General features: G+C 43.0%; 25 protein-coding genes. 6 read left to right on the top strand and 19 right to left on the bottom strand.

Annotation, left to right across the window (positions count from 1 at the left end):
• Window positions 1–49 precede the first annotated feature (49 nt).
• From NSU15_RS09465 to NSU15_RS09450, 4 genes are all read right to left on the bottom strand, one after another.
• Window positions 50–1,162 (bottom strand): response regulator, encoded by a 1,113-nt coding sequence (locus NSU15_RS09465; RefSeq protein WP_339290051.1) that lies wholly within the window; start codon window positions 1,160–1,162, stop codon window positions 50–52.
• Entirely contained in the window at window positions 1,159–4,245 is a 3,087-nt protein-coding gene (locus NSU15_RS09460; RefSeq protein WP_339291298.1) for an ATP-binding protein, read from the bottom strand. Before NSU15_RS09460 ends, NSU15_RS09465 begins: the two co-directional genes overlap by 4 nt.
• 128 nt (window positions 4,246–4,373) lie before the next feature.
• Window positions 4,374–4,580 carry a hypothetical protein gene (locus tag NSU15_RS09455; protein WP_156114764.1) on the bottom strand — a complete coding sequence of 69 codons (207 nt, stop codon included), beginning with the start codon at window positions 4,578–4,580 and terminating at the stop codon, window positions 4,374–4,376.
• 156 nt (window positions 4,581–4,736) lie between these two features.
• On the bottom strand, window positions 4,737–5,594 hold the full coding sequence (locus tag NSU15_RS09450) for a LysR family transcriptional regulator (RefSeq protein WP_339290048.1): 858 nt from the start codon (window positions 5,592–5,594) through the stop codon (window positions 4,737–4,739).
• Window positions 5,595–5,718: 124 nt separating this feature from the next.
• Between NSU15_RS09450 and NSU15_RS09445 the strand changes: the two genes are divergently transcribed.
• The 4 genes from NSU15_RS09445 (at window position 5,719) to NSU15_RS09430 (ending at window position 9,246) form a co-directional block, all read left to right on the top strand.
• Window positions 5,719–6,225 carry a GNAT family N-acetyltransferase gene (locus tag NSU15_RS09445; protein WP_339290046.1) on the top strand — a complete coding sequence of 169 codons (507 nt, stop codon included), beginning with the start codon at window positions 5,719–5,721 and terminating at the stop codon, window positions 6,223–6,225.
• Between the two features lie 66 nt (window positions 6,226–6,291).
• The gene (locus NSU15_RS09440) at window positions 6,292–7,332 is read left to right on the top strand and encodes an ROK family protein (RefSeq protein WP_339290044.1); all 1,041 of its coding nucleotides are present in this window, start codon (window positions 6,292–6,294) and stop codon (window positions 7,330–7,332) included.
• Between the two features lie 30 nt (window positions 7,333–7,362).
• Window positions 7,363–7,980 (top strand): sugar O-acetyltransferase, encoded by a 618-nt coding sequence (locus tag NSU15_RS09435; protein WP_339290042.1) that lies wholly within the window; start codon window positions 7,363–7,365, stop codon window positions 7,978–7,980.
• Between the two features lie 66 nt (window positions 7,981–8,046).
• Window positions 8,047–9,246, top strand: a complete 1,200-nt coding sequence (locus tag NSU15_RS09430) for an MFS transporter (RefSeq protein WP_076121112.1) — start codon at window positions 8,047–8,049, stop codon at window positions 9,244–9,246.
• A 141-nt stretch (window positions 9,247–9,387) separates the two neighbouring features.
• Here the strand turns inward: NSU15_RS09430 and NSU15_RS09425 are convergent, their stop codons facing one another.
• On the bottom strand, window positions 9,388–9,984 hold the full coding sequence (locus tag NSU15_RS09425) for an HAD family hydrolase (RefSeq protein ID WP_339290041.1): 597 nt from the start codon (window positions 9,982–9,984) through the stop codon (window positions 9,388–9,390).
• A gap of 372 nt (window positions 9,985–10,356) precedes the next feature.
• Window positions 10,357–11,106: an AraC family transcriptional regulator gene (locus NSU15_RS09420; RefSeq protein WP_042125904.1), complete on the bottom strand. Its 750-nt coding sequence runs from the start codon at window positions 11,104–11,106 to the stop codon at window positions 10,357–10,359.
• Between the two features lie 111 nt (window positions 11,107–11,217).
• On the opposite strand from NSU15_RS09420, the gene NSU15_RS09415 reads away from it, so the two are divergent.
• Both NSU15_RS09415 and pgmB read left to right on the top strand, forming a co-directional pair.
• Window positions 11,218–13,506 carry a glycosyl hydrolase family 65 protein gene (locus NSU15_RS09415; protein WP_042125902.1) on the top strand — a complete coding sequence of 763 codons (2,289 nt, stop codon included), beginning with the start codon at window positions 11,218–11,220 and terminating at the stop codon, window positions 13,504–13,506.
• Window positions 13,507–13,526: 20 nt separating this feature from the next.
• Window positions 13,527–14,219 carry a beta-phosphoglucomutase gene (pgmB, locus tag NSU15_RS09410; protein WP_042125900.1) on the top strand — a complete coding sequence of 231 codons (693 nt, stop codon included), beginning with the start codon at window positions 13,527–13,529 and terminating at the stop codon, window positions 14,217–14,219.
• Window positions 14,220–14,400: 181 nt separating this feature from the next.
• Here pgmB and NSU15_RS09405 read toward each other — a convergent pair whose 3' ends face one another.
• The 13 genes from NSU15_RS09405 to yfkAB form a co-directional block, all read right to left on the bottom strand.
• Window positions 14,401–15,180, bottom strand: a complete 780-nt coding sequence (locus NSU15_RS09405) for an MATE family efflux transporter (RefSeq protein WP_197069766.1) — start codon at window positions 15,178–15,180, stop codon at window positions 14,401–14,403.
• Window positions 15,126–15,779: an MATE family efflux transporter gene (locus NSU15_RS09400; RefSeq protein WP_197069765.1), complete on the bottom strand. Its 654-nt coding sequence runs from the start codon at window positions 15,777–15,779 to the stop codon at window positions 15,126–15,128. Before NSU15_RS09400 ends, NSU15_RS09405 begins: the two co-directional genes overlap by 55 nt.
• Window positions 15,772–16,137 carry an MmcQ/YjbR family DNA-binding protein gene (locus tag NSU15_RS09395; RefSeq protein ID WP_042125898.1) on the bottom strand — a complete coding sequence of 122 codons (366 nt, stop codon included), beginning with the start codon at window positions 16,135–16,137 and terminating at the stop codon, window positions 15,772–15,774. The genes NSU15_RS09400 and NSU15_RS09395 overlap by 8 nt, the downstream gene beginning before the upstream one ends.
• A gap of 187 nt (window positions 16,138–16,324) precedes the next feature.
• Window positions 16,325–16,894, bottom strand: coding sequence for a manganese catalase family protein (locus NSU15_RS09390; protein ID WP_042125896.1), 570 nt, complete (start codon window positions 16,892–16,894; stop codon window positions 16,325–16,327).
• Between the two features lie 51 nt (window positions 16,895–16,945).
• On the bottom strand, window positions 16,946–17,212 hold the full coding sequence (locus NSU15_RS09385) for a spore coat protein CotJB (protein ID WP_094870385.1): 267 nt from the start codon (window positions 17,210–17,212) through the stop codon (window positions 16,946–16,948).
• 3 nt (window positions 17,213–17,215) lie between these two features.
• Complete coding sequence (locus NSU15_RS09380) at window positions 17,216–17,434, bottom strand: spore coat associated protein CotJA (RefSeq protein WP_042125890.1); 219 nt, start codon at window positions 17,432–17,434, stop codon at window positions 17,216–17,218.
• A 211-nt stretch (window positions 17,435–17,645) separates the two neighbouring features.
• Entirely contained in the window at window positions 17,646–18,671 is a 1,026-nt protein-coding gene (locus NSU15_RS09375; RefSeq protein ID WP_339290038.1) for an AI-2E family transporter, read from the bottom strand.
• A gap of 47 nt (window positions 18,672–18,718) precedes the next feature.
• Entirely contained in the window at window positions 18,719–19,213 is a 495-nt protein-coding gene (locus tag NSU15_RS09370) for a DedA family protein (RefSeq protein WP_042125886.1), read from the bottom strand.
• Window positions 19,214–19,220: 7 nt separating this feature from the next.
• Window positions 19,221–19,745: a CDP-diacylglycerol--serine O-phosphatidyltransferase gene (gene pssA, locus NSU15_RS09365; RefSeq protein ID WP_042125884.1), complete on the bottom strand. Its 525-nt coding sequence runs from the start codon at window positions 19,743–19,745 to the stop codon at window positions 19,221–19,223.
• Between the two features lie 41 nt (window positions 19,746–19,786).
• Window positions 19,787–21,541, bottom strand: coding sequence for a HAMP domain-containing sensor histidine kinase (locus NSU15_RS09360; RefSeq protein ID WP_042125882.1), 1,755 nt, complete (start codon window positions 21,539–21,541; stop codon window positions 19,787–19,789).
• On the bottom strand, window positions 21,538–22,218 hold the full coding sequence (locus NSU15_RS09355; RefSeq protein WP_042125880.1) for a response regulator transcription factor: 681 nt from the start codon (window positions 22,216–22,218) through the stop codon (window positions 21,538–21,540). The genes NSU15_RS09360 and NSU15_RS09355 overlap by 4 nt, the downstream gene beginning before the upstream one ends.
• Window positions 22,219–22,381: 163 nt before the next feature.
• Window positions 22,382–23,710, bottom strand: a complete 1,329-nt coding sequence (locus NSU15_RS09350) for a hemolysin family protein (RefSeq protein WP_042132005.1) — start codon at window positions 23,708–23,710, stop codon at window positions 22,382–22,384.
• A 51-nt stretch (window positions 23,711–23,761) separates the two neighbouring features.
• Window positions 23,762–24,898 (bottom strand): radical SAM/CxCxxxxC motif protein YfkAB, encoded by a 1,137-nt coding sequence (gene yfkAB / locus NSU15_RS09345; protein WP_042125879.1) that lies wholly within the window; start codon window positions 24,896–24,898, stop codon window positions 23,762–23,764.
• Window positions 24,899–25,076 lie beyond the last annotated feature (178 nt).

The raw sequence follows: 25,076 nt of genomic DNA, 5'->3' as shown, positions 1-25,076 counted from the left end.
CGGGGCTATGACCATTCTCCCTCTGCTTTCTTTTTTTAAAAATAATATTTCAAACTAGATATGCAGCTACACGCTCTTTAAACTCTGCTGAAGGGACCAGCCCCAGCTCAGTACGATAAGCCCCCTCGAATTTCTCATAAAGTCGTGCAATCTTTTCTTTATTTCCGAGTTTGGCATAAACATCAATCATTTGCTGGTTCATTCCTTCATGCAACGGATATAAGCTTAAGAACTTTTCTAATCGTTGCTCCGCTTTATGCCAGTCCTGAGAGGCACAATCACTGTCCACTAACAAACGAGTCCAAGTTGTAAAATGCTTGCAATAAGCTTCCTCGAGCGAAATCTTCCATAGATAAGGCTTCCCATCCAGCAGAGGCCCCTGATATAAGGAACAAAGCCGCTCCATTTGCGTGGTAGTTTGTTTCCCTTCAGCTATTTCTAAATGAAATCTTTGATAATCAAGAGCATCATAACTTTCATTTCCGGTCTCCAGCATATAACCGTCATTCATTTTGCGGATTTCCATGCCGAAGCCCTTTTCTTTCAGCATTTTTTTCAAGAGGTAAATCGTATTATACAAATTGGATGACCCTCTCTCATCCTGCATATCTGGCCATAACAAATCTATCACTTTCCACTTGCTGATATAACGACCTGCATTGCATAGAAAATACGCGAATAATTCCTCTGCTCTACGTGTTCGAAAATGAATGGGCTTGCCTTCTGAATCGCAAACTTCAAACCCGCCAAAACAGCGGATCATCAGGCCCGTCTTCTTAGGCTCCAGCATCACCGTAGGTTTCATCCGTTTAACAAGCCGTTCAGTGACTCTGTTGATCGCTTCGGGCGTTATCGGCTTAAGAATATAATCCAGTGCACTTACTTCGAACGCTTCCAGTGCATAATTTTTGTAGGCGGTAGTAAATACAATTTCCGGTTGATGCATCAGCTTCTGAATTCTGCTTGCCAGCTCAATCCCGTTCATCCTTGGCATTTCAACATCTATAAACACAACGTCCGGTTGTAAATCAGGTATACACTCCAGTGCCTCCAATGGATTAGAAAAGGCCCCGCTAATGGTATAATCTGAATTACGACCGATCAGTACCTTCATCAAATTCAAAATCGGCTTCTCATCTTCAACAATCACTACACGAATCATCGTGCTTCTCCCTCCATGCTCCCAAGGCTTGCTGGTAAATACATCGTAACTTTGGTTCCGAACCCAAGGTCGGAATGAATGGTAAGGGTGGCTCCGGGGATAGCGCCTATACGCTTTCGAATGTTATGGATACCGATGCTGCCATCTAGCTGCCCGTCTCCGGTTAATTGATATAGCAGATCATCTGGAATACCTATACCATCATCTTCGATGATAACTTTCATATAGTTACCGCCTGTTTGAACCGTGAGCGAAACTCTGCCCTGACCCTCTTTTTCAAACAACCCATGTCTGATCGCATTTTCGACAAACGGCTGAATACATAAGGAAGGAATCTCAACAGAACGTAGACCCTCATCCATTTTAAAAATAAAATCGAACCGCTCTCCAAACCGAGCTTTTTCGATCTCCACATAAGCTTGAATCAATTCTAACTCCCGGTGTAACGGAACAACTAAAGTGGACCGATCCATATCGAGAATATAACGAATGTATTGACTTAGCATGGATAACAAATAAGCGGCTTTCTCTCCATCTGTATAACAGAAAGAGATTACACTACTCAGTGCGTTATACAGAAAATGAGGCTTAATTTGTGCTTGATGAAAAGCATACTCATTTCGTATCGCTTCCTGTATCGATGTTTTCATAGCAATCAGCGTCTGAATTCTCGCCATCAGTGTCTCGCCATCAAATGGCTTAGTGATATAATCATTCGCCCCAGCCCTGAAGCCAAGCGCTATATCCGTTGCTGCGTCCTTAACTGTAGCAAACAGAATAGGTAAATCCAGAATGGAGTAACGTACCCGTAATGTTCTGCATAGCTCAATTCCTGAAATACCCGGCATCATGACATCTAATATGACTAGATCCACATTCGGGTATTGCTCCATTTTGTCTATTGCTTCATTCGCTGAAAACGCAGTAATTACATTATAATGATGCCGTCTTAAAATGTTCAGCAGAATATGGATATTAGATGCTTCATCATCCACAATTAGGATTGTATATCCGCTTTGATCCACAATATCAAGCGAGGTCTGCTCAAAATGCGCGTGCTGTCCTGCCCCTGTAGCTGCTGCTTCAAGGTAGCCTGGAATGCGCTCTATTTTGGGCAATGTGAAGATCATTCGAGTACCTCGGCCAATCTCAGACCAATCCACCCGAATTTCACCGCCCATCCGTTCGATGAGTTTCCTGCTAATGTACAGGCCAACGCCCATTCCTGTATAACCATCTTGCGGGAGCGGTTTATCTACCTGTTCAAAATATTCGAAGATGGCGGTATGCATATCGGGTGATATCCCCGTTCCTGAATCCTCCACGGTAACCGATACTGTATTTCCCTCCACATATGCTTTTATCTTAATAAATCCTTTATTCGTATGTTTAATCGCATTGTGTACTAGGTTGTACATTACCTGTCTTAGCCGACTATCATCGGCCAGCACCCAAACATCAGAATCCACTTGATTATCTAATCGCACGGATTTCCCCGCAAGCTCAAACTGCAATACATCAAATACAATTTGCGAAGCCACCCTTAGATCAACCACAGTCTGCTGTAGTCTTAACTCCCCATGCTTCAAAAGGCTGACATCTATCAAATCTTGAATAAGCATAGACAGCTTCGTAGAAGTATCCTTAATTAGCCAAAGGTTCTGCTTCTGTATCGGATACAGATTATCCTCACCATCTTCTAGTAAAAAGGATGTCATATTCATTATCCCATGCAGCGGAGTCTTGATCTCATGCGAAGTGTTCATTAGAAATTCATCTTTAAGCTGATTAGAGATTAGCAACTGACGGGACAGCGTTTCTGTCTTGTCATAAGTGTTTGAGAAACGCACAGCTAACATAATATTGAAGAAAACAATAAAACCAATCACACCGCATTTACCGACCAAATCGGTCCGCAGCATATTTTCAGAATAAAGGCTTACGTCTAAGAAAAAAATCAGAAGCGAAATCGCGCCGCCAATGAACAGAAACAGTTCTTTTCGATCCGTCGTTTGGCTCTGGCTGCGAACATATAGATAAATCATTCTGACGATAATAGTCAGCATAACGATTCCAAGATACGTAACAAACAAATATTTCACACGAATATGTACACCATACGGCAGCACCAAAACCGATATCAGGTAAAGGACAAATGGAGACAATACGATCCGCATCTTCTTCCTTGACATCAACCGAGATTCCACCGAGCAGTAAAACATAATAATGATAATCGAGCCGATAAACTGGCTTATTTCCAGCATCTTATAAGTTTGTTCAAACGGGAAATTGGGTAACAACTGCTGAAACACCTTCTCACCATAGAGAGAATTGTTCAACGAGAGTATAAGCAGATATAAACCGCTCAGCAAATAGGCCTTTTCTCTACGCCCTACGAAATAGAAGCTGAGATGGTATGCCCCAAACATGCCCAGTATTAAAATAATTCCAATATCTGTGCCAATCTGAATACTGTTCATTTGGGTAATATCCGCATGTGCTCCCAACGGGATTGAATTCACGATCCCCCCAGTGATAAAGTTGAAATTAGAGACTTGAATTAATATTTCTATCTCTCGGTTATTAGATTGAAAAAATACCGTATACGGAGTATTCCCAGGCTTAAATGACTCACTTTGTGTTGAAGGAACCCCGTTCTCTCCCTCTTGCTTCCCATTGATAAATAACTTTTGAGACATGCGTATACTTCGTATTTTTAGACCAAGGATCTCATCCGAATCTTGGACTAACACTTTAAGTCGATAGGTGCCAGCACCCTTTCTGTCCATCCCATCTTCTAAGCCCTTACCTTTCCATGTGCCTGGGACAGAAAGATATGTAGATTTCTTATTACTGCTTTGCTGAATCTCAGAGGGACTCAGTAATTCATTCTCATAAAACTCCCATTCTCCGTCTAGATCAACTAGTCCTTGTTCCTCAAAATCCCACTTCGACAAATCCAATACGCCCTGCTTGGCCACCGGGGTTACTTGACCCTGAATTGTTGGGGAAATAATACTTACTAATAGGGAAATCGCGAGGATAAAAAACAGCCCCATCCCGACTATTCCCCGATATTTCATCGTCCTCAACCTTCAGGCTCCTCTCTATGCGAGTAATTCTACTATCCTACCCCACTGCTCTCACAAAAATCTCTCAAGTTCCTGATTGTTAGTCGCTTCCAATCACTCTCATAAATTGTTACCATTACTCAGTATAATCGGCACTCAGATAAGCGTCTATCTAAGACTATTTGTACCGGATGGATAGAAGCTGACAAAATAGAAAATTGCAATCGCCATTCTTCGATTTGAGCGAGCATCCGTCCGGGCACAACGGCTTCCCAAACCTCTCCTTCCAGATCCTTAGTCAATTCCTTAATCGTTCCTTGATGTAGTAACTCCCCTCGTCCCATCATAAGCACCTACTTGGCGATATGATCAACGTCGGATATGATATGAGCAGATAAAATTACGATACGCTTATTTATATTAGAATCCATAATTTCCATATAAAAAAGCCACCCAGAACACGGTTCTGATTAGCCAAAAATAAGATACGATACAAATACGCCTTACCTATCCACCCCAAGCATCTCCAGCCCAAGCCGTACACGAATATCTTCGGTATTCTCTGTTAAATAAAGCGCGTAGGCCTTTGTGATCGGCATGTCTAACTCACATTGAAGTTGAAATAGCCTCTGTTGATCGAGATACGGTTGTGCAATAGATCGGGGTAGAAATCCAAAGCCTACTCCTAGTAGCAGCATGTCCAGCATAATCATCGAGTGATCGGTCTGAAGTGCAGGCACATAGCCTGGTCCAACTATACTGGAAAACCATTCTGGAAACGGGCCTCCCCACTCTAAATGACAATACTCACGCTGAAAAAAATCCTCCTTGCGTACAGATGTCTCTCTTAATTGCGTGGAAACCAGAACAATCTCATCTTCAAACAAGAAGTGCTTGGTTACCTCAGGGTGTTCTGGCGGGTCATATTTAATCGCAATTTGTACAATTCCATCCAACAAAAGATCACGAATCATATAACTGGAATCAATATAACTTAGGAATTTGATAGCCACCTTCGGATGATCACGTCTAAATGAAAGAATATGCTCCAGGTAATAATAATGCCATACGGACCCAGGCCCACTTAAAATGATATAGTTCTCCAGCTCTTCGGATAGAGTCACCTTGCTCTCTTCAAACAAACGAAGCATCCGCTCAGCATATGGAACAAAGGAAATCCCTGCTTGCGTTAAGCTAACATTCCGATTATCACGTGTAAGGAGCACCTTGCCCACGGCGTTTTCTAATGCTTTTATTCTTGCGGTAACGGCGGACTGGGAGATATGTAGATGTTCTGCAGCCTTGGTGAAATTTCGGATTCTGCATACCGCCAAAAAAGCTTCTAATTGAGATAAGTCCATGGATTGCACCCTCTATGATTCAAAATATTAATGATTGCGATCTATAAAATTCGTTATACAAATTATATGTATTCAGTTATGATTTCGCTATATTTTTAAACTTAAAAGTGCTGGAGGAAAAAACATGAATAATATTGTAAGCATTGAACAACTATTTTCGATTGAAGAATCTATAGATGAGCTTTCAGAGCTACTTATACAGGTCGTGGAGGATGGAGCCTCCATTGGTTTTTTACCACCCTTAGATGCGTCAGACTCTGTCTTATACTGGCACAATGTTTTGGCTCCCGATGTGATCCTTTTTGTCGCAACAATGAATGAGATTATCGTGGGAAGTGTACAACTACATTTAAGTACAAAAGCAAACGGAACACATCGAGCCGAAATCGCAAAGCTGATGACACACCCTAATTATCGCCGGAATGGTATTGCTCGTTCACTAATGCAAAAAGCTGAGGAAAGAGCTACGCAGGAAGACAGGTCTTTAATCGTGCTTGATACAAGAGAAGGTGACCCTTCCAACCTCCTTTATACTTCAATGGGCTACATACAAGCTGGACGTATACCAAGCTATGCAATATCAGCTAACGGTGAATTACATGCTACGATTTTTTATAAAGTTATTGGCTAGACAATTATAAAGCACCAAGTTATAGTATTGATAACACTTTTAATAACCATTTTCAAAAGTCTAGAGGTGAATAAAATAAACCAAATCGCAAACAATTCTATTCGTGTTAAAAAGATAAATCAGGAGCTTATCAAGCAAGCCTTAAAGTCGATGAAAGAAGGAACCAAATCAACGATTGCTAGCGCCACCGGATTAAGTATTGCCACTTGCGGAAATATATTGAATGAACTTATGGAGACAGGTGAAGTCATTGAGACGGAGCTGGAGGCTTCCAATGGAGGTCGGCCGGCTCGAAGATTCATCTATAATGTTGATTTCTCCTACATCGCATGCATCTATGCCAAAATTGAAGATGGGCTACAATCCTTAACCTATACAGTAACGAATTCCGTTGGTCAACGTGTCGATGGCGGATATATCAAAGCTGAGAGTATTGATGCTACGACCATAGATCGTTTAGTAGGCACACTAATTCAAGCCTATAACAACATCAAAGCCGTTGGTATCGGAATCCCGGGACTGGTTCACCAAGGTGTCATTAATATTTGTGATATCAAGACTTTAATTCATGCTCCCTTAGAATCACTCCTCAGAGAGAAATACGAGGTTGAAGTCACGGTCGAAAATGACATGAATCTAACCGTTTACGGATTCTATAAGCAGCAGGATTACGAAGAGGACAAAACCATAGTCGTGCTGACCTTTATCAAAGGTGCCTTTCCGGGTGCAGGGATGATGATCGACGGGCATATCCACAAAGGAAATACTAGATTCGCGGGCGAAGTCTCATTTTTACCTTTTGGAATCTCGCGTGACGAGCAATTCATTCGTTTAGGGCAGACAGAAACATTTATCCCCTTAGCAGCTCACACCATTGCCTCATTGACGGCAGTTATTAACCCTGAGACGATAGCGCTCACAGGCGAACAAGTTAGACAAGAGGATATACCACATATCTATCAAAATTGTCTGGCATTCATTCCAGACGAGCATATGCCTCATCTAATTGTGCTGGATCACCCTGATGATTATTACATGAACGGATTAATTGCGATCACGCTGGAAAGCTTGACCTATTCGTTGCAACTGGTTGAAAAGCGCCGCTAAAACTAACAAGAACTTCAGGAGGAATTACGAATGGCAACAAACAAAGAGAATATGATTGCAGGAAAGCTTTACATGGCTGGTGGAGAAGAATTAGCTAGAGATAGCAAAAAATCCAGAATGCTCACTCGTTTATTTAACAATACGACGGAAGAACAAGGCGAATATAGAGTAGAATTACTTAAGCAATTATTCGAGTCTACGGGTGAATCGTTGCATATTGAGCCACCTTTCCGCTGCGATTATGGCAGCAATATTACTGTCGGAAATAACTTTTACGCCAATTTCGACTGCATTATCCTGGACGTAGCAAAAGTAACGATAGGTGAGAATGTTCTCTTTGGACCCAGAGTAAGCGTGTATACCGCCGGCCATCCCATTGATGCGGACGTTCGTATTAGTATGCTCGAATTCGGTACACCGATTACCATTGGAAACAATGTGTGGGTTGGCGGAAATGCCGTAATCAATCCTGGAGTAAATATCGGCAACAATGTAATCATCGGCGCAGGTTCAGTCGTGACTAAAGATATCCCTGACAATGTAATTGCCGTGGGGAATCCTTGCAGAGTGCTAAGAGAAATTACAGAGGACGATAAACAACACTGGGAAAAACTTAAAGAAGAGTACTATAGAGACACCGAGCAATAAAGATATCCGATTCTGGAGGTTCTCACGTTGAAAAAGCGCTTTGGCGGATTTAACAAGGTTTATGCCATGCAATTGGCAACGATCTTTTTAGGGTTTATTGTGTTTGGGATATCTGAAAATATTAAAGGGCCAGCCATTCCAAGAATTCAGTTTGACTTTAATTTGGATGAAAAGCAGCTAGGTACCCTGCTATCCCTAAACGCACTAGGTTATTTGATCGCCTGTTCCTTCACAGCTGTATTGGTTCGTAAGTGGGGGATCAAGGCTGTCAGTATTATTGCTTTCGCATCCATGATATTCTCTGGCGTTCTAATTTACATCTCACATAGCTACCCCCTCTTCTCGGCTTCCTACTTCCTGATGTATATCGGAAACGGAATGCTTGAGATTGGACTTGCCATTCTGGGAGCACGTATCTTCGTTAAAAATACCGGGACCATGATGAACTTATCCCATTTCTTTTACGGGTTTAGTTCCACGTTAGCTCCACTTCTGGCTACAGGGCTAATGACGGTAAGTATATTCGGTCATACACTTGATTGGCGTGGAATGTATCTAATAATGCTTAGCTTGTCTTTACTCCCTATTCTATTTGCCTTACGGAGTACGTTTCCGGGTGACGATCTTCCGCATGAGGACCGAATTCCACTAAAATCACTGGTCCGTGATCCGGCTTTATGGCTAATGGTCCTAATCCTGTCCTTCGGTGTAGTGTCGGAGCTTGCCGTAGGCGGATGGCTCGTAAATTTTCTTGAAAAAGCATACAAGTGGGATACGGTTACAGCTTCTGGAATGCTGTCCACCTTCTTTCTCTGCTTCTCGTTAGCAAGGCTTCTGCTGGGGCCGGTTACAGATAAGATTGGATTTAATCTATCGCTCATTATATTTTCAGCCTTCTCAGCCCTGTGTACCTTTGCCGCAATTTTGGGTGGAGAAAAGTTCGCCTTTCTATTCACCGCAGCAGGGATCGGTATTGCGATGATTTATCCAACCGTTATGGCTTTTATTGCGAAAAGGTACCCTCACGGCAGTGACACCGCCATCACATTTACAGTCACGTTAATGGGAGTGGGTAGCGTAATCGGCAACTATGCTATAGGTGCTGTGATCGAAGGTGTGAAGCGGCTGTACGGTGCCGAGACGCAAACAGGCTTGCTGCGCGGACTTCAAGCTGGTTATGGATTTATCGGATTATGTGCGGCGATATGCGCCATATCCGGCTGTGTGCTCTATCGTTATCTACATCGCCGCCAAGAACTTATCTAAACTAATAGTTGTTGCACTTATTTCAGCTTATACATGCCAAAACCTGCCGATTTAATGGCAGGTTTTTTATTGAACTATGGTCTCGCTATCCTAGCTAGGTCAGCTGATGGACTCCGAGCTATTGAGCTGTTGAGTTATGTGTCACGAAGATCGCAGCCCTTCCGCCAGCTCCATTATTTTTCTAACGATCTGCTCTTCTCCGTTACTCACCTGTTCCGTTGCTACTTCTCCCAAGGCAATATGTTCGCCAACACAAACCGAGTGTGCGGATTGTCTAAACATTTCTATGTCATTAGCATCGTTGCCAAAAGCAATAAATTGCTGCGGTTCTACGCCCAATCTTTGTAGTCCGGTCCATTTGTTTACGCCTTTTGGGCTTATATCAATAATGTCCTCTTGTCCATGCTTATAGATCACAACAGGCATTCTATGTAGCTGCTCTATTAACTGTTCCCCGTTCAGACTACTCAAAAAAACTACTTTCACAAGCTCATCCAGCTCAGATGGACTAACATTTTTGGCGCGTTGCTCTGGATCTACATTTTTACGAATGGGATGGTCATGGGAACCCGAATACGCATAGTCCCAGTGACTGTCAATCAAATAAGTGGCTTCAAATTCTTCGATTAACTTCAAGATCCTATCCGAAGTCTGCGAGTCAAAATGTATGGTCGAAATCACCTCTCCATCCTTTGCAATAAACGCGCCATTCCCACCTACCATTGGACAATGATGCATATGGGCAGCCCCATAGTTGCACTTTATACAATTAAAATATCTCTATCTGACGTCAACACCCATTTAGTTGCACATTGTACACTTATTTAATAGAAAATGAAGAAAATTGTGTGTGATCGGGATTTTTAGTTGTACGAATTACACTTATTAATCGAAAATAGTAGCCGTCCCCTCATATAGTTGTACTTTTTACAATTAAAATTGCCCTACTGTGCCAGTGAAACTTTAGGGTTCAGACAAAATGCTAGGCACATTGGGAAAATTGACATGATGGGAATAGGCCATCTGATCATCTCTCTTACTTATTTAGTGGATTTATAATCTCATTTAGAGCGGAGAAAGGCGAGTTTGGCTATTGAAGCTGAGCTTCTCTCATTTCGTAATTGCTCCACCGTCCCGGCGAAACTGCTTCGGGGTCAAGCCCGTGTATTTTTTAAATAACTGTGTATAGTAACTTTGGCTGCAAAATTTAAACATCAAAGCGATTTCGGAAATAGACTGATTCGTGTGAATGAGGATCGACTGCGACTCCTCAATTCTACGCCGGTTGATAAATTCCGTGAGCGGCATACCCGTTTCACGCTTGAAGCGGTCGGACAAATAACTGGGATGCACACCGACATGCCGAGAGATCAGGCTAAGGTTCAAATCTTGAAACAAATGCTCGCGTATAAAATATACGGATAGATTGACAATATGTGAATAGTGAAGATTCTCCTTTTGCTGGCGCATCACTGTAATGAATTGCAGGACCATTTCATATTCGTATCGATGAAGTGCCTCAAGCTCCGTCGTAGCTTCCACCGCACGAATGAACGTATCACTCAGCTGAAAAGCTGTCTCAGGGTCAACACCACCCCGGATAATCGCACGTGTAAACAAGGTGCAGGATGCAATCATAGCGTTTTTCTTGGAGCGCAGCGGATATCGGGCTAGCGTAGCAGCTTCCATTGCGTTAATTCTATGCAGTGCTTCCAGTGCCCGGTTCTCGTCACCGAGTCGAATAGCTTCCAAAAGCTCATGTTCATAATCAAGCGGAGGATGGACAAATCCCTCTGACAGATCCACAGAACGTGTGGACCAATATTCCGGCAGTTTATGTTGTCCTTTAAGTTGATCCATACGTGTTAACCTCACCTAAAAATTTTGATAATATCCTAAATAATTTAGTATAATTCTAGCCCTTTCGGACTTAAAATTCAATTCATAACCATCAAGGGAGGAAACATAAGCATGAGCTGGAGCATTGCCAATCAGGGATTGTCGGCAGATACCCTGCTGAATTTAGAAAGTATTTTTGCGCTGGGGAATGGATATTTGGGCGTGCGTGGCAATTTTGAAGAAGGGTATTCCGATAAAGAAATCCGCAGTATCCGCGGAACATATTTGAACGCCTTTCACGATGTGATTGACATTCCCTATGGGGAGAAGCTATTCGCCTTTCCAGGTACCCAGCAAAAACTGGTTAATATTATAGATTCCCAAGGGTTAAATATTTATATAGGCGAAGATATGGAGCCATTTGCACTTACAGCAGAGAGTGTCCTCGCCTATGAGCGTAACCTCCATCTGGACAAGGGATACTCGGAGCGTAAAATCCACTGGAAATCCCCCTCCGGTAAAGAACTCAAGCTGCATTTCCGTAGACTCGTTTCTTTCACTACCCGTGAACTTTTTGCCATTCATCTGACTGTTGAGCCTGTCAATTTCAATGGCCCAATCCAAGTTGTATCTCGTGTAAATGGCGATGTTAGCAACTATACGAACCCGAATGACCCGCGTGTAGCTGCAGGACATTCCAAACGACTGAGCGTAGTAGCGTGCGAAGCTCGGGGTGAATATGTATGCTTGGAGAATGAGACGATGGCTTCGGGTCTGCGAACCTCCTGTGTCACCCGTCATGAATGGGTAGGTGACTGGCAAGTTGAAACTCAGGCAGGAGAAACCGATGCTACAGTGACTGCAACCTCCTCCTTGTCTGGGCCACTATCGCTGACCAAATGGAATGTCTATACCGATACACTACGACATGAACAAATGCTTGTGGATACCGGTATTCAGGTACAGGAATCATTGAAGCACCTCTCCTTTGAAGACATGCTGGAACAGCAGGCGCATTATTTGGCTGACTTCTGGAAGCGTTCCGATGTAGTCATTGAGAACGACTTGTCGCTTCAGGAGGGTATACGTTTCAACCTTTATCAACTGCTGCAATCAGCCGGACGCGACGCGCATAGCAACATCTCTGCCAAAGGTTTATCCGGAGAAGGATACGAAGGCCATTATTTCTGGGATACGGAAATTTATATGTTTCCCGTGTTCCTAATGACTTCTCCTGATTTGGCCCGGCAGCTCCTATTATACCGGTACTCCAAGCTGGGGGAAGCACGGGAACGTGCTAAAGAAATGGGCCATGCCCAAGGGGCATTGTTCCCTTGGCGGACGATCTCAGGTACGGAATGTTCCTCCTTCTTCCCTTCCGGCACAGCCCAATATCATATCAGTGCCGATGTAGCCTATAGCTATATCCAATATCATCTGGCGGAAGAAGATGACGCCTTTTTGCTCCAATACGGCGCAGAGGTGCTATTTGAAACCGCGAGGCTGTGGATGGAAATCGGTCATTTTTACGAAGGTAAATTCCACATTGACGAAGTAACCGGTCCAGATGAGTACACTTGTCTGGTGAACAATAACTATTACACCAATGTAATGGCCAAACATAATTTAAAATGGGCCGCACGCAGTTTCGCTCGGCTTCAGGAGTATGATAAGGTTGCCTTCCAAGCGCTGTGTATCCGACTGCATGTTACTGAACAGGAAGCGGATAGCTGGCTGAAAGCGGCGAATGCCATGTTCCTCCCTTACGATGAGAAGCTAGGCATTAACCCGCAGGACGATACTTTTTTACGCAAAGCAGTCTGGGATTTCGAGAATACACCACCGGAGAAACATCCGCTGCTGCTGCATTACCACCCGCTTACCCTGTACCGTTATCAGGTCTGCAAGCAAGCGGATACCGTGCTGGCTCATTACTTGCTGGAAGACGAGCAGTCGCAAGAAACGATTCGCAAATCGTATGATTATTATGAGCAAATCACTACCCATGACTCTTCTCTGTCCTCTTGCATATTTAGCATCATAGCCTCGAAAATCGGTTACAAGGACAAGGCGTATAACTACTTTATCGAGACTGCACGACTGGATCTCGATAATACACACGGCAACACCAAAGACGGATTACATCTCGCTAATATGGGTGGAACGTGGATGGCCATTGTGTACGGTTTTGCCGGAACACGTCTTAAGGAAAACGGCCTATCGCTCGCTCCGTCCCTACCAACTGGCTGGCAGAAATACAACTTCCGCCTCGCCTTCCGCGGGCGTCTCATTGCTGTAACCATTCGCGAGGAAGGCGTGGAGCTGGAATTGTTAGAGGGTGAAGCACTTGATCTAATTCTCTACGGCCAATCAGTGACTCTGGGCAACGATAAACCGTTAACTCAGGCACTACAAGCCTAATTCATAAGGAGCACAACACAATGAATGCAGCCTCTCAAATTCAAGCCGTAATCTTTGATCTAGACGGCGTTATTACGGATACCGCAGAATATCATTATCAGGCTTGGGGTATGATCGCGAAAGAACTGGGACTTCCGTTCACCCGAGAGTTCAATGAGAACCTGAAAGGTGTATCACGCATAGCTTCACTGGAATTGCTGCTTGGACAAGCAGCAATTCCGCACACTTACTCTCCCGAAGAGATGGAGAAGATGGCGACCCGCAAAAATGAGTTCTATCAGCAGCTCATTCAGCAGGTAACCCCGGCCGATGTGCTGCCTGGAATCTCTGAATTGCTCACCGAGCTGAAGGCCCACGGAGTGAAGACCGGCATTGCCTCCGCAAGCAAAAATGCCTTTACAGTTATCCGTCTTCTAGGTATGGAGAAAGACTTCGAAGTTATTGTAGATGCAGCCAAGCTTGCCCGCAACAAACCAGACCCGGAAGTATTCTTGACCGCCGCGGACGCGCTTGGGGTAGATCCGCAATTCTGCGTCGGGGTAGAAGATGCAGTCGCCGGGGTAGAAGCGATCAAAGCCGCCGGTATGTTCGCTGTATATATCTCCTTACAGGAGAACTTGTCCATCGCTGATATGAACTTGAACCACACTGCTGAACTTAACTACTCCGAGCTAAACCAGCAATTCGTTGCTACAAAGAATAGAGTAAGCTAAATAATTATGCATCCCAGCCTCAATATATGTAAATCACGAACTAAGCCGGCAAGCTTCTAAGGGAAGCTTGCCGGCTTTTGTTCGAAATATAATTTTAGCTTGAATGTAGGCTGTTGTAATATGATAGGAAAGCGAAACATCCCTCAGAACATCTGCTTCCGATCGTTTATTATAGACTTTTTCAGACCATCCCAGCTTTATCAGATCTATCTTTAAAAAGCTTCTTTATCGTGAGTCCAAATAAAACACAGCAAGTCAGTGCTGCACAAAAATCAGCAATAGGCTCAGCTATAATAACTGCATCTGTTTTCGGAGTAATGAATGTCGGGAGCAAAAGTACCAATGGAATAAGCAAGATAATCTTACGCAAGATCGCGATAAAAATAGAAACTCGGGCTTGTCCCAAAGCAATAAATACTTGTTGAAAAGCCAATTGAATACCAAAAATACAGGTACCCAGGAAAAATATCTTCATTAATCTAGACGTCAGAGCCACAAGCTCAGGGTTATTAGTAAATATGATAATGGGCAACTGCGGAACAAAAATGGCAATGCTCCACATCGCCAATCCAAAAGCAGCGCAAAAAACACTGCAATATAAAATGGTGGATTTTACACGAGCAAAATCGCGAGCTCCATAATTATAGCTAATAATAGGTTGTGCCCCTTGCGCAAAACCAGATAACAACGTCCCAAAGATTTGCATCAGTGTGCCCATAATCCCCATGGCAGCAACGTACATATCGCCTCCAAATTTAGCTAAGGACGTGTTAAATACGATTTGAATTAAACTTTCGGTCGACATCATAATAAATGGAGAAAGTCCCAATGCAAGTACACTTGCAGCTTCCTTTGGTTTAATACGCATATTGGATAGGCGTAAGCGCAGATGCGCTCGTTTAGAGATTAAGAACCCCAATACCCAAATGGCCGAAATAAATTGTGCAATAACAGTAGCCAATGCCGCACCCTTAATTCCATATTCAATTCAAAAATAAAAATGGCGTCAAGGACGATATTCACAACCGCACCAATACATACCGTGAGCATGGCAGTTTTGGCATATCCTTGTGCCGCAATGAATGGATTCAACCCTAAAGAAATGAGTACCGCCACAGTTCCAATAAGGTAAATGCTTAAAAAATCGTTGGCCAGCGGCAATGTATCGTGACTCGCTCCGAATAACGTTAAGAACGGCGACTTAAAAATAAGAAACAAAGCTGTAAGTATTACGGATGCCATTAGCAGCATAGTAAAACAACTTCCCAGTAATTCTTCTGCTTTTTTATGTTCTCCTTCGCCCATCTTTATGGAAGCTAGGGGTGCCCCACCAGCTCCGATTAGAGCTGCAAATGCTGAAATCAACATAATGATCGGAAAAGATATCCCTATAGCGGATAAGGCTAGCGTTCCCCCCTCCTCCATTCTTCCAAGGAACATCCGGTCAACTACACTGTACATGGCATTGATTAGCTGAGCTATAACGGCAGGAATAGCCAACAAGAAAATCAGCTTGGGAATACTTTGGTTGGCAAAACGATCCTTCATTTGATTATTCATTTAGTTCATTTCCAATAGATTCTCTGAGGCTTTTAGAAAGCTTTTTGACAACCATATCGTAGGAGTGGTCAATCATGTCAAAGACATCCGACTCTGGCAAGGAACCATCAATCATGATTGAATTCCAGTGCTTTTTGTTCATATGAAAGCCTGGTCGTACGCAATCATGCTGCTCTCTTAAGTTCTCCGCAATAATCGGGTCACATTTTAAGTTTAAGCGAACAACCTTCCCTGTTTCCTCAAAAATAAGTGCGAACATTTTATCAGCCACTTTGATGACCAATGGAGTGGGTCCAAATGGATACTCCTGAGTCGCCCCTTTCTTTTTCAAACAGTATTCGATAATAGTATTCTTCAAATCAGTCTCTCTCCTTCGCTGATCAACAATCTGATCATTTTTGCCATTAACCACGTTTCTTAATTATATCATTTTGTTCACCCTCTCAAAGAGAAAAAGATCATTTTTCACAAAGAAAAGACCGTCTCCATCGAGAGCGGTCATAAAGTTCATTGATATATGAATAATAGTAATGCGACAACTTCCCTCAGAATACCCGCTTCTGGTTCCGATCATCAATAATAATCTGCACCGCTTCCTTAAACCGAATCGCATGGATAATCTCCCGCTCCCTAAGGAACTTAAGGCTATCCTGCAGATCCACATCATCTGTCATGTCAATCAGCCACTGGTATGTAGCCCGGGCCTTTTCTTCCGCTGCAATGTCCTCATAAAGATCAGCCAGCGGGTCACCCTTAGCTTGAATGTAGGCTGCTGTAAAAGGTACGCCGGCAGAGTTCGAATAGAACAACGCGTGATCATGCTGAGCAAAATGTGGACCTAGCCCAGCTTCCTCTAGCTCGCATACCGAAGCGTCCTTCGTCAGCTTATAAATCATAGTGGCTATCATTTCCAAATGGGCGAATTCCTCAGTAGAAATATCGTTCAAAACGCCAATCACTTTATCTGGGATCGTGTATCTTTGATTCATATAGCGCAGGGCTGCGGCGAGCTCGCCATCCGCTCCTCCATATTGCTCACTTAAATAACGCGCCATCCGGATATCACATTTACCGACCCGTACCGGATATTGCAATTTTTTTTCGTAGATCCACATTCGGAAACTTCCCCTCCTCTAGAAATTTAGTTCCTTACAGTTGCACTCTTCTTACACCTGCCAAGGCCAAGGCGTCTGATTCCATTCCCACGGACATTTCGAATAGGCTCTGCCAAAATTCTGCAGCGGACCGTATAATTCCTGAAATTGATTCGCGAGCTTGGTACGTTCCTGAGTCAGCTGATTAAATTGTTCAATACTTCTCAAATCATCAGGATGAGTATTTAGATATAAGTTCAACTCCACTAAGGCAAAGTCAAGTGTCTGCAGTTGCTCAAGCAATTCATAATAACGTTGATCGCAAGGATTTGCCTCCATAATCTATTTCCCTCCTCCTTTGCACTTGGACTCATATGGGCTGTAAAATGCTGGCCATAACGTGCCAACCCTTAGCGCCTCCTGCAAACTAAACTGAGGTAAATCTGGCGGCTGAAAATTAACGAACTGATTGGGTGGAACTACATAAGTCTTGAACGGCACCGGCGGGCAAGGATCAAACGGGCCCCTAAAGGGGGTGTACCTCCGTACCTGTGATTCCATCTTTTCGTACCTCCTTTGTTCCTGTTCCTTCTTTGAAGAATCTGAACATTGCTTCCTTAGCTAACTTATGACAGCAGAACACAATATAAAACGTTATTTACAAAAAAAGCCCCTAGGCTTGAACTTTTCGTGTAATTTGCACGACAAATAAGCTGTCCCCGGAAATATACCGGAAACAGCTTTTCAATTGGACCTTTTTTTAGTATTACGCTTAGGGGTTAGCTCCTTTGAAAGAATCCTCGTGCTTAATCTCAAGGATATCCAACATAAATACAAAGATGGGAATGCCAAGAATAAGTCCCCAGACACCTATATAATGCTCAGAGAACAATAACACGCTGAAGGTGTAGAGCATCGGCAAATTCATTTTTGTGGACATCAACTTGGGATTCAAGAAATAGCCTTCGATAAAATGCAACACCGCAATGATCGCCAGCACATAAGTGACTGTTGTCAGACCGCCGATGTTGTAGCCGATGATTAAGAGCGGAATGAGCGAAATCAAAAAACCAACCACCGGAATGAGACTGAGCAGAAAAATCAAGATCGATAGGGCAAATAAATATGGGAAGTTAAGCAACCATAAGCCAATAACAGTAAGGCAGGTATTGAACAAGGCAATAAGAATTTGCGCTTCAATTACTTTCCCAAAGGAAACGATGAATTGTCGGCTGAAATACTCCAGCTCTATATAAAACCAGGCAATCCGGCTCTCTCTCATCCTAGAAGTAAAACTGACGATCCGGTTCTTCTCAAGAATAAACACAAAGCTTAGAATGGTTGATACAACGAAAGTCGCGCCCCAGTTGCTAACCTTCAGTACATAATCGATGCCTCTTTTGATGTAGATCTGATAGTTTAGGTCCTTGAACATATCATACAAATACAATGTAATCTTGTTCTGCGGGAGGTCGTCTGATTTGAGATTGGTAAGGAAGATGGTTAATTGCTTAATCTGCTCCAATACTTTTGGAAGATATTTAGCAAGGGCCAGTACAATCACCGCGATTAAAGCGAGGTATAAAATGACAATAATCACCTTACTGTTAACCTTCACAAATTTACCAATTCCTTTACTAAGCAAGGTCTGAAAGCTGTTCATGACAAAAGCAATCAAAAACGTCAGCAACACCAGATTAAGCATCCCTCGAACACTGTACAGCAGCAGCCCGATAAGTGCGAGAATTAAAAAGCGTCTGGTGGTTATGTTCGCGTAGAATCGCTTGAATACATTCATTGATCTTGCTCCATTCGATTGCGATTAATGATGCTATCATCCAATGACTATAAAAAGGAAAACCTAGCCCCCACAAAAAAGCCGATGGAAACAAAAAGAAGTGACCAGGTTAGCGCTCCTGCAGTCGTTATGAGTATATATTTTTTGAAAGACATAGCACTGATACCAGAAATATAGCTTGATACATGCCTCAGACCGGGAATAAAATAGGCAATAAAAATGGTCCAGTTACCGAACCGCAAAAACCATCTTTTCATACTGGCAAAACGCTTGGGTGTAAGCCCCACCCACTTGCCGAATTTTTCTACCACAGGTTGCCCTAGTCTTAAACCAATAGTATAGCTGATAAGCATCCCTGTGATAGATCCCATGAAACAAACCAATACCGAAAGTGAAAAATCCAAAACCATAACGGAGGATAAATAACCTACAAACAGCATTAATACCTCATCGGGTACAGGAAGTCCGATAATCCCAAGTGCCATAAGAGCAAATATGGCTAAATATCCGTACTGCGAAATGATCTCAATAATCCAAGGCATGGGTGTTTCACTTCCTGTTGAAGGATTTTTTAAGGGACGGAAAAGGGATACGACTGACCATCATTACGGATAGTAATGCCATTAACACGATGACCAGCCCCGGTTTCATACGTTCATCTAGCAAAGAAATCATCGACAGAATGACTCCAGCAGCAGTAATGGGCATCCCCACGAACCCTTTGGAAGGCGCCGACAGATTAAATCTGGCCAAACGAAGTGCACCACAGATCAAAAACAAAACCGAAACTGCTGGTCCAATCCAGTGAGCATCTTCTAACTTATACAACAAGATAAGGAAGGTTGGCGCTAAACCAAAGGATATAATATCCGCCAATGAGTCCAATTGTTTACCGAATTCGCTGGTACAATGCAGTATTCTTGCCAGTAATCCATCTAGTACATCACATATTGCCGCGAGTAATATCATCAATAAAGCTAGACTATATCGTTCCTGAATCGTGAAATACAAGGATAGGGATCCAAGTCCTAAGTTTGCAAGTGTGCACATTGAAGGCAACCAATTCAATTTCATACGATTTCCCCCCTTTCAATATAATCTTTTTATTGATTCGTTTAACCTTCAAAGGTCACAGTAAAGCTGACACCTTTCTCGGTATTTTTCACTGTATAAATACAAGCGTGCATATCTAGTATTCGCTTCGCAATAGAAAGCCCCAGACCCGTACCGCCCGTCATTCGACTGCGGGAAGGCTCAGACCGATAGAACCGTTCCCAGATCTGCTCCAGCTGATCTTCAGGGATTGATTCTCCTATATTTTGAATAGTGAATACAATAGTCTGGGCATGACTCTCAATATTGACGGTGATAGAACTTCTTTCTTCCGCATGTCTGATAGCATTAGTCATAAAATTCAGCAGAACTTGTTCAATCCAGTTCACATCAGCATATATCGGTAATTCGTTTGCAGGAATAATGATGACCTCCAAATGTTTTTCACTCAGCAAGTGAACCAGCTTGTCCGTCACTTTTTCCGTCAGTTCACTTAACATAAAGGAAGTTTTCCGAAGTTTAATCGTGCCCGACTCCAACCTCGCTAGATCTAGCATATTTTTAACAAGAAACTCCATTTTATCGGCTTCCTCAATAATCACCTTAATATAGTGATCCTGCTTGCCTGCACTAACGCCGTCTTCCAATCCCTCGGCAAAACCTTTAATAATACTGAGCGGTGTCTTCAATTCATGCGAGGCGTTGGCAAAAAAGTCTTGCTGCATGATCTCCATTCTTTGTTTCTGCTCCATATCCTCAACTAGCTGCTGATTGGCCTCTCTTAACTCTCGTAAAGCAGAATCCAGACTTAGCGATAAGGTGAACATGCTGTTAGACAGGCTGCCTAACTCATCCTTCTGCCGAATCGATGTGTCCCCTGTAAAGTCCAAAGAAACCATTCGTTTGGCTATGTTGTTTAACTTAATAAGCGGACGCGTTACCATTTTTGAGAAAAAGAGAGAAAGAACCAAAATCAGAACAATACCGCCTATTCCCAGATATAAAAAGAACCAGCGCAACGCCTCGTTCAAATCCTTGACTTCCTGTAATGAGGTGACTGTGAATAGTAGTTCAATTTCTCCGTTACTTTGCTTAAGGGGCATGATAATCACAGAATTACGACTCCCACTCCATGGAGCAATCCAGTCTTGCTTCTGCAATTTCAGATTTTTGAAATCGTCTATCTGCGCCGGTGTCAAAGGGAACCATTCCTCTAGAGCCTCAAACAGTATTCCTTGACGTGGATTCCATATTTTCATATCAGGCAGTACAATTTCTGCAACAGTACCAGATGCATGAATCATCCCGGTCTCTTCCGTCTCCCCTATTGTTCCGCTCCCTTTTTTTGTAATACTAATGGGGTAGAGTATAAAGGGTGAAGAACTGTCTTCATCCAGAAGTTCACCTTCAACGCTCAATTGATCATCTACTTTAATGTTTGCTGCTCTAAGCGCATCCCCGTACTGATTCATGAATAGGGATAAAGAGACAACCATACTCTTTCCATCATCATCAATTAACTTTATATGAAATGGATCTTCCGAATTCATTTTTCCATCCAGCTTCAAAATAACCATTTGTGTTTTATTCCGCAGCATAAACCGAACGAGCTCCTGGGAGGTCCGAGTGCTTCCCCACGGCTCGCTTATATATCTTGCAGCAAAGCTCTTAAGATGTTTCTCCACGCGGTTCTCTTTTTGCTTCTGATAGAAATTGTCAAACAACAGCGTTTGGCTTAGAATAACCATCCCATAAAAGCAAAGAAAAAAGATAACCGTCATCACAAACAGTTTAAAGGTAATTCCACGTCTTCTCATGCCTCTTCCTCGAACATGTACCCTGTGCCAATCACCGTACGAATAAAACGAGATTCATAACCCAATTTACTTCGCAGCTTTTTGATATGACTGTCCACAACTCTGGAATCTCCTTCAAATTCAATTCCCCAGATCCGACTAAGGATTGTATCCCTTGAAATGACAATCCCTTTATTTCGTATTAAAAGCCATAAAAGATCGTATTCCTTAGGGGTAAGCTCCACTTCTGCATCTTCTACCTCTAACCGATGAGCTAAGGTGTTAAACATCGCAGAACCAAATTTTATTATGCTGGATTCAGGCTGATGGGTACCTTCAACACGCTTCATAAGTGCATTTGCCCGGGCTACCAGCACCTTTGGACTAAATGGCTTTGTAACATAATCATCCGCACCTAATTCAAATCCATAGATCTTGTCTTCGTCTGTGGACTTGGCAGTTAACAATATGATTGGTATCGCTGATTTCTCACGAACTTCTCGGCACACTTCAAAGCCATTCATGGCAGGCATCATGATATCCAGAATCAGCAGATCCGGCAGCAGTGAGTCAAACCAAATCAATGCATCTTTTCCATTATCCGCTTCGAGCACTTCCCAATCATTCTGTATGAAATAATCAGACACCAGTTCACGAATACGAATTTCATCCTCAACGAGAAGAAGCTTCTTTTTCAATCTAGACCCCGCTTTCAAATCATTTATAAATATTAGCATAGTCGAACACTATGTCCTTTATGTGTCCACAAAAAACTCCCCCTGTCATGAGCCTTCAGCTCTAGCAGGAGGAGTTCATTTTATCCCTGATCACCCGGAACAATACGTTACAAATTTCAAAAGGTTATTCTTTATCCTCATCTTGTTCTGAAGAGTCCTCTTCATCCTCGGCACGCGGTTCATGATGAATATTAATTCTGGTAATCCGCAGTCTCGTCGATTCCTCAACTTCAAAAACAACATCCTCAACCTTCACTCGTTTTCCCTTGCTTGGATTCCCTTCCAGCTCCTTAAACAACCAGCCTCCGATAGAATCCACTTCATCATCCTCAATCACTACACCTGTAAGATCGTTGACATCTTCAATCAACATCCGGCCTTCAACAGAAATATACTCTCCGTTGCGTTCCACGCTAGGACGCTCATCTTCGAATTCGTCATGCAGATCGCCTACGATTTCTTCCAGAATTTCTTCTGCTGTCAGTAGACCAGCTGTACCTCCGTATTCATCGACAACTAGCGTTAGCTGAGCTTTGTTCTTCTGCATAAATCGCAGAGTATGGCTAATCTCCATCGATTCCGGTACGTTAAGGATCGGTCGTACCAGCGTCGTAAGATCATTCTGCTGCTCAGGTGGAGCAAACAATAGGTCGGTGATATGAATAAAACCAATAATACGGTCCTTATCTTCAAAAGCAACCGGATAACGTGAATGTCTCGTTTCGGTAATAATCTTCATATTTTCTTCGAGCGAAAGATTGCTGTACAGCACATCCATATCCGTACGAGGCAACATGACTTCACGAGCGAGAAGATCTGAGAACTCAAAGATGTTATCCATCAGCTTCATCTCATCTTTATCAATGACACCACTCTTAGCACTCTGATTCATCAGGATGCGAATTTCCTCTTCAGAGTGGGCGGCCTCACTCTCATTTGCAGGCTCAACACCCACTAAACGAAGCAATGCGTTCGCCGATGCATTCAGTACCCAGATAAAAGGCATGAACAAATTATAGAAGAACATCAGAGGAGCCGAGAGCAATAAAGCGGACCCTTCTGTTCTTTGAATGGCAAGTGATTTCGGTGCAAGCTCACCAAGTACAATATGTAAAAATGTAATAATCGAAAATCCGATAACGACAGAAACGGTAGAAATCAGAGTTCCATCGGTAATTCCCATCTTATACATTAACGGTTCGACAAGCAGCTCCGAAATGGCTGGCTCACCGACCCAACCTAATCCCAATGACGCAAGTGTAATCCCAAACTGGGTAGCAGATAAGTACGAATCCAGTCTCTTATTTACCTTGAGCGCATATCCAGCCATTTTATTACCTTCACTAACTAGCTGGGTCAGACGAGACTGCCTGACCTTCACTAGTGAGAACTCCGCTGCTACAAAAATCCCGTTCAATAACACGAGCACCAGAACAAGCAAAAGATTAAGCATTAATCTCCCAACTTCAAATTCCGTATGTGCCACTTTAACAACGCCTCATTTCTACAGATTGATCGCTTTTCTAGTTTTGAAGTCCACTTCCGGATAATACATATCTGCTACTAACAGATTAGGTCCGCAACAACCTGCTGCATCGCAGTGACAGTTCACCGTCTGGTTCAGCGGATGCTTCGTCTGCCAATCGATAAATATATCATCCAGTTTTTGGTTGTCTATGTTGCCAAAGGCTGCGATATCAGCGAAATCTGTAACAAAAACATCTCCGGTAAACATATTTACGTTCACACGATTCCGACCATCCGGATCATTACGAAGCGTAACATTCTTCTCTGCACGCATTCTGCTTAGTAACTTCTGGTCTTCCTCCAGGAAGCTGCAGGCAAAAAACGGAAGCGTGCCGAATAGCATCCAAACGTCAGGATCACGCTTGTCGAGTAAAGCATGGATCGCCGTCCGCATTTCATTTAAGGATAACACCGGCAAAGCGGAAGCAAAGCTCGAATTGTACATCGGATGAACCTCATGCCGGCGTGCTCCCATGTCAAGAATCAGCTTATGAATTTCAGGAAGCTTCGTGTGGGTACGGTAATTGATCATAGTTTCCGCAGAAATCAACATCCCATCCTCACTAAGCCTACGAGAGTTCTCAATCATTGTATAATACAGCCGGTAGGCGGCTTCCTTGGCAACCGCATGACCACTGTTCGCAAAACCGACCTCATGAAAATCATCACCATTCACATAATTAAATGAAATATGCATAACGTCCAGATATGGAAGCAGCTTCTCATAACGGGAATACGGCATGGTCAGATTAGAATTAATTTGTGATCTGATTCCCCGCTCCTTGGCATATTTCAGCAGTGGCACAATGATATTATCCACTGTGCTGGCACGGAACATGGGCTCACCGCCCGTAATACTAATGGTCTCGAGATGCTCAACCTCCTCTAAACGGTCCAGCATATTCTTAAGCGGCAGCATATCTCCTTCTTTGGAGGTTAAACTATCACCTACAGCACAGTGCTCACAACGCATGTTGCATAAATTGGTTACAGTGAATTCCACACTCGTTAGCACATGGCGGCCATGCTTACGCAGAGAAGTAATTGGATCCCACGGATCGTAACTAGGCGACAGCTCCCTCGGTGAAGATGTTAATGGTCTTAAAACATTCATTTGTACTAGCTCCTTTAAATCTTATTCCTATTATTAACCCAAAATCATGAAGAAAGAACGATGACTTACCCTATATCATACCACGATAGTCAAAAAAACTGCACTTTTGATGTCTTTCTGGCTCTCTTTACTTGCTTCACATTTCAAAAAAATAAAAGCAGCGAGACGAAAAATAGGC

Origin of the sequence: Paenibacillus sp. FSL E2-0201 (genome assembly GCF_037963325.1) — a bacterium.
Classification (GTDB): Bacteria; Bacillota; Bacilli; order Paenibacillales; family Paenibacillaceae; genus Paenibacillus_AQ.
Note: the sequence above shows the minus strand (reverse complement) of the source record. Positions and strands in the feature narration are given on the sequence as shown.

What these genes read in the sequence shown, in the direction of transcription:
- NSU15_RS09465 (WP_339290051.1), bottom strand. Translation starts at nt 1,162, where the DNA reads ATGATTCGTGTAGTGATTGTTGAAGATGAGAAGCCGATTTTGAATTTG.
- NSU15_RS09460 (WP_339291298.1), bottom strand. Translation starts at nt 4,245, where the DNA reads ATGAAATATCGGGGAATAGTCGGGATGGGGCTGTTTTTTATCCTCGCG.
- NSU15_RS09455 (WP_156114764.1), bottom strand. Translation starts at nt 4,580, where the DNA reads ATGATGGGACGAGGGGAGTTACTACATCAAGGAACGATTAAGGAATTG.
- NSU15_RS09450 (WP_339290048.1), bottom strand. Translation starts at nt 5,594, where the DNA reads ATGGACTTATCTCAATTAGAAGCTTTTTTGGCGGTATGCAGAATCCGA.
- NSU15_RS09445 (WP_339290046.1), top strand. Translation starts at nt 5,719, where the DNA reads ATGAATAATATTGTAAGCATTGAACAACTATTTTCGATTGAAGAATCT.
- NSU15_RS09435 (WP_339290042.1), top strand. Translation starts at nt 7,363, where the DNA reads ATGGCAACAAACAAAGAGAATATGATTGCAGGAAAGCTTTACATGGCT.
- NSU15_RS09430 (WP_076121112.1), top strand. Translation starts at nt 8,047, where the DNA reads ATGCAATTGGCAACGATCTTTTTAGGGTTTATTGTGTTTGGGATATCT.
- NSU15_RS09425 (WP_339290041.1), bottom strand. Translation starts at nt 9,984, where the DNA reads ATGCATCATTGTCCAATGGTAGGTGGGAATGGCGCGTTTATTGCAAAG.
- NSU15_RS09420 (WP_042125904.1), bottom strand. Translation starts at nt 11,106, where the DNA reads ATGGATCAACTTAAAGGACAACATAAACTGCCGGAATATTGGTCCACA.
- NSU15_RS09415 (WP_042125902.1), top strand. Translation starts at nt 11,218, where the DNA reads ATGAGCTGGAGCATTGCCAATCAGGGATTGTCGGCAGATACCCTGCTG.
- pgmB (WP_042125900.1), top strand. Translation starts at nt 13,527, where the DNA reads ATGAATGCAGCCTCTCAAATTCAAGCCGTAATCTTTGATCTAGACGGC.
- NSU15_RS09400 (WP_197069765.1), bottom strand. Translation starts at nt 15,779, where the DNA reads ATGAATAATCAAATGAAGGATCGTTTTGCCAACCAAAGTATTCCCAAG.
- NSU15_RS09390 (WP_042125896.1), bottom strand. Translation starts at nt 16,894, where the DNA reads ATGTGGATCTACGAAAAAAAATTGCAATATCCGGTACGGGTCGGTAAA.
- NSU15_RS09385 (WP_094870385.1), bottom strand. Translation starts at nt 17,212, where the DNA reads ATGGAGGCAAATCCTTGCGATCAACGTTATTATGAATTGCTTGAGCAA.
- NSU15_RS09380 (WP_042125890.1), bottom strand. Translation starts at nt 17,434, where the DNA reads ATGGAATCACAGGTACGGAGGTACACCCCCTTTAGGGGCCCGTTTGAT.
- NSU15_RS09375 (WP_339290038.1), bottom strand. Translation starts at nt 18,671, where the DNA reads ATGAATGTATTCAAGCGATTCTACGCGAACATAACCACCAGACGCTTT.
- NSU15_RS09370 (WP_042125886.1), bottom strand. Translation starts at nt 19,213, where the DNA reads ATGCCTTGGATTATTGAGATCATTTCGCAGTACGGATATTTAGCCATA.
- pssA (WP_042125884.1), bottom strand. Translation starts at nt 19,745, where the DNA reads ATGAAATTGAATTGGTTGCCTTCAATGTGCACACTTGCAAACTTAGGA.
- NSU15_RS09360 (WP_042125882.1), bottom strand. Translation starts at nt 21,541, where the DNA reads ATGAGAAGACGTGGAATTACCTTTAAACTGTTTGTGATGACGGTTATC.
- NSU15_RS09350 (WP_042132005.1), bottom strand. Translation starts at nt 23,710, where the DNA reads ATGCTTAATCTTTTGCTTGTTCTGGTGCTCGTGTTATTGAACGGGATT.
- yfkAB (WP_042125879.1), bottom strand. Translation starts at nt 24,898, where the DNA reads ATGAATGTTTTAAGACCATTAACATCTTCACCGAGGGAGCTGTCGCCT.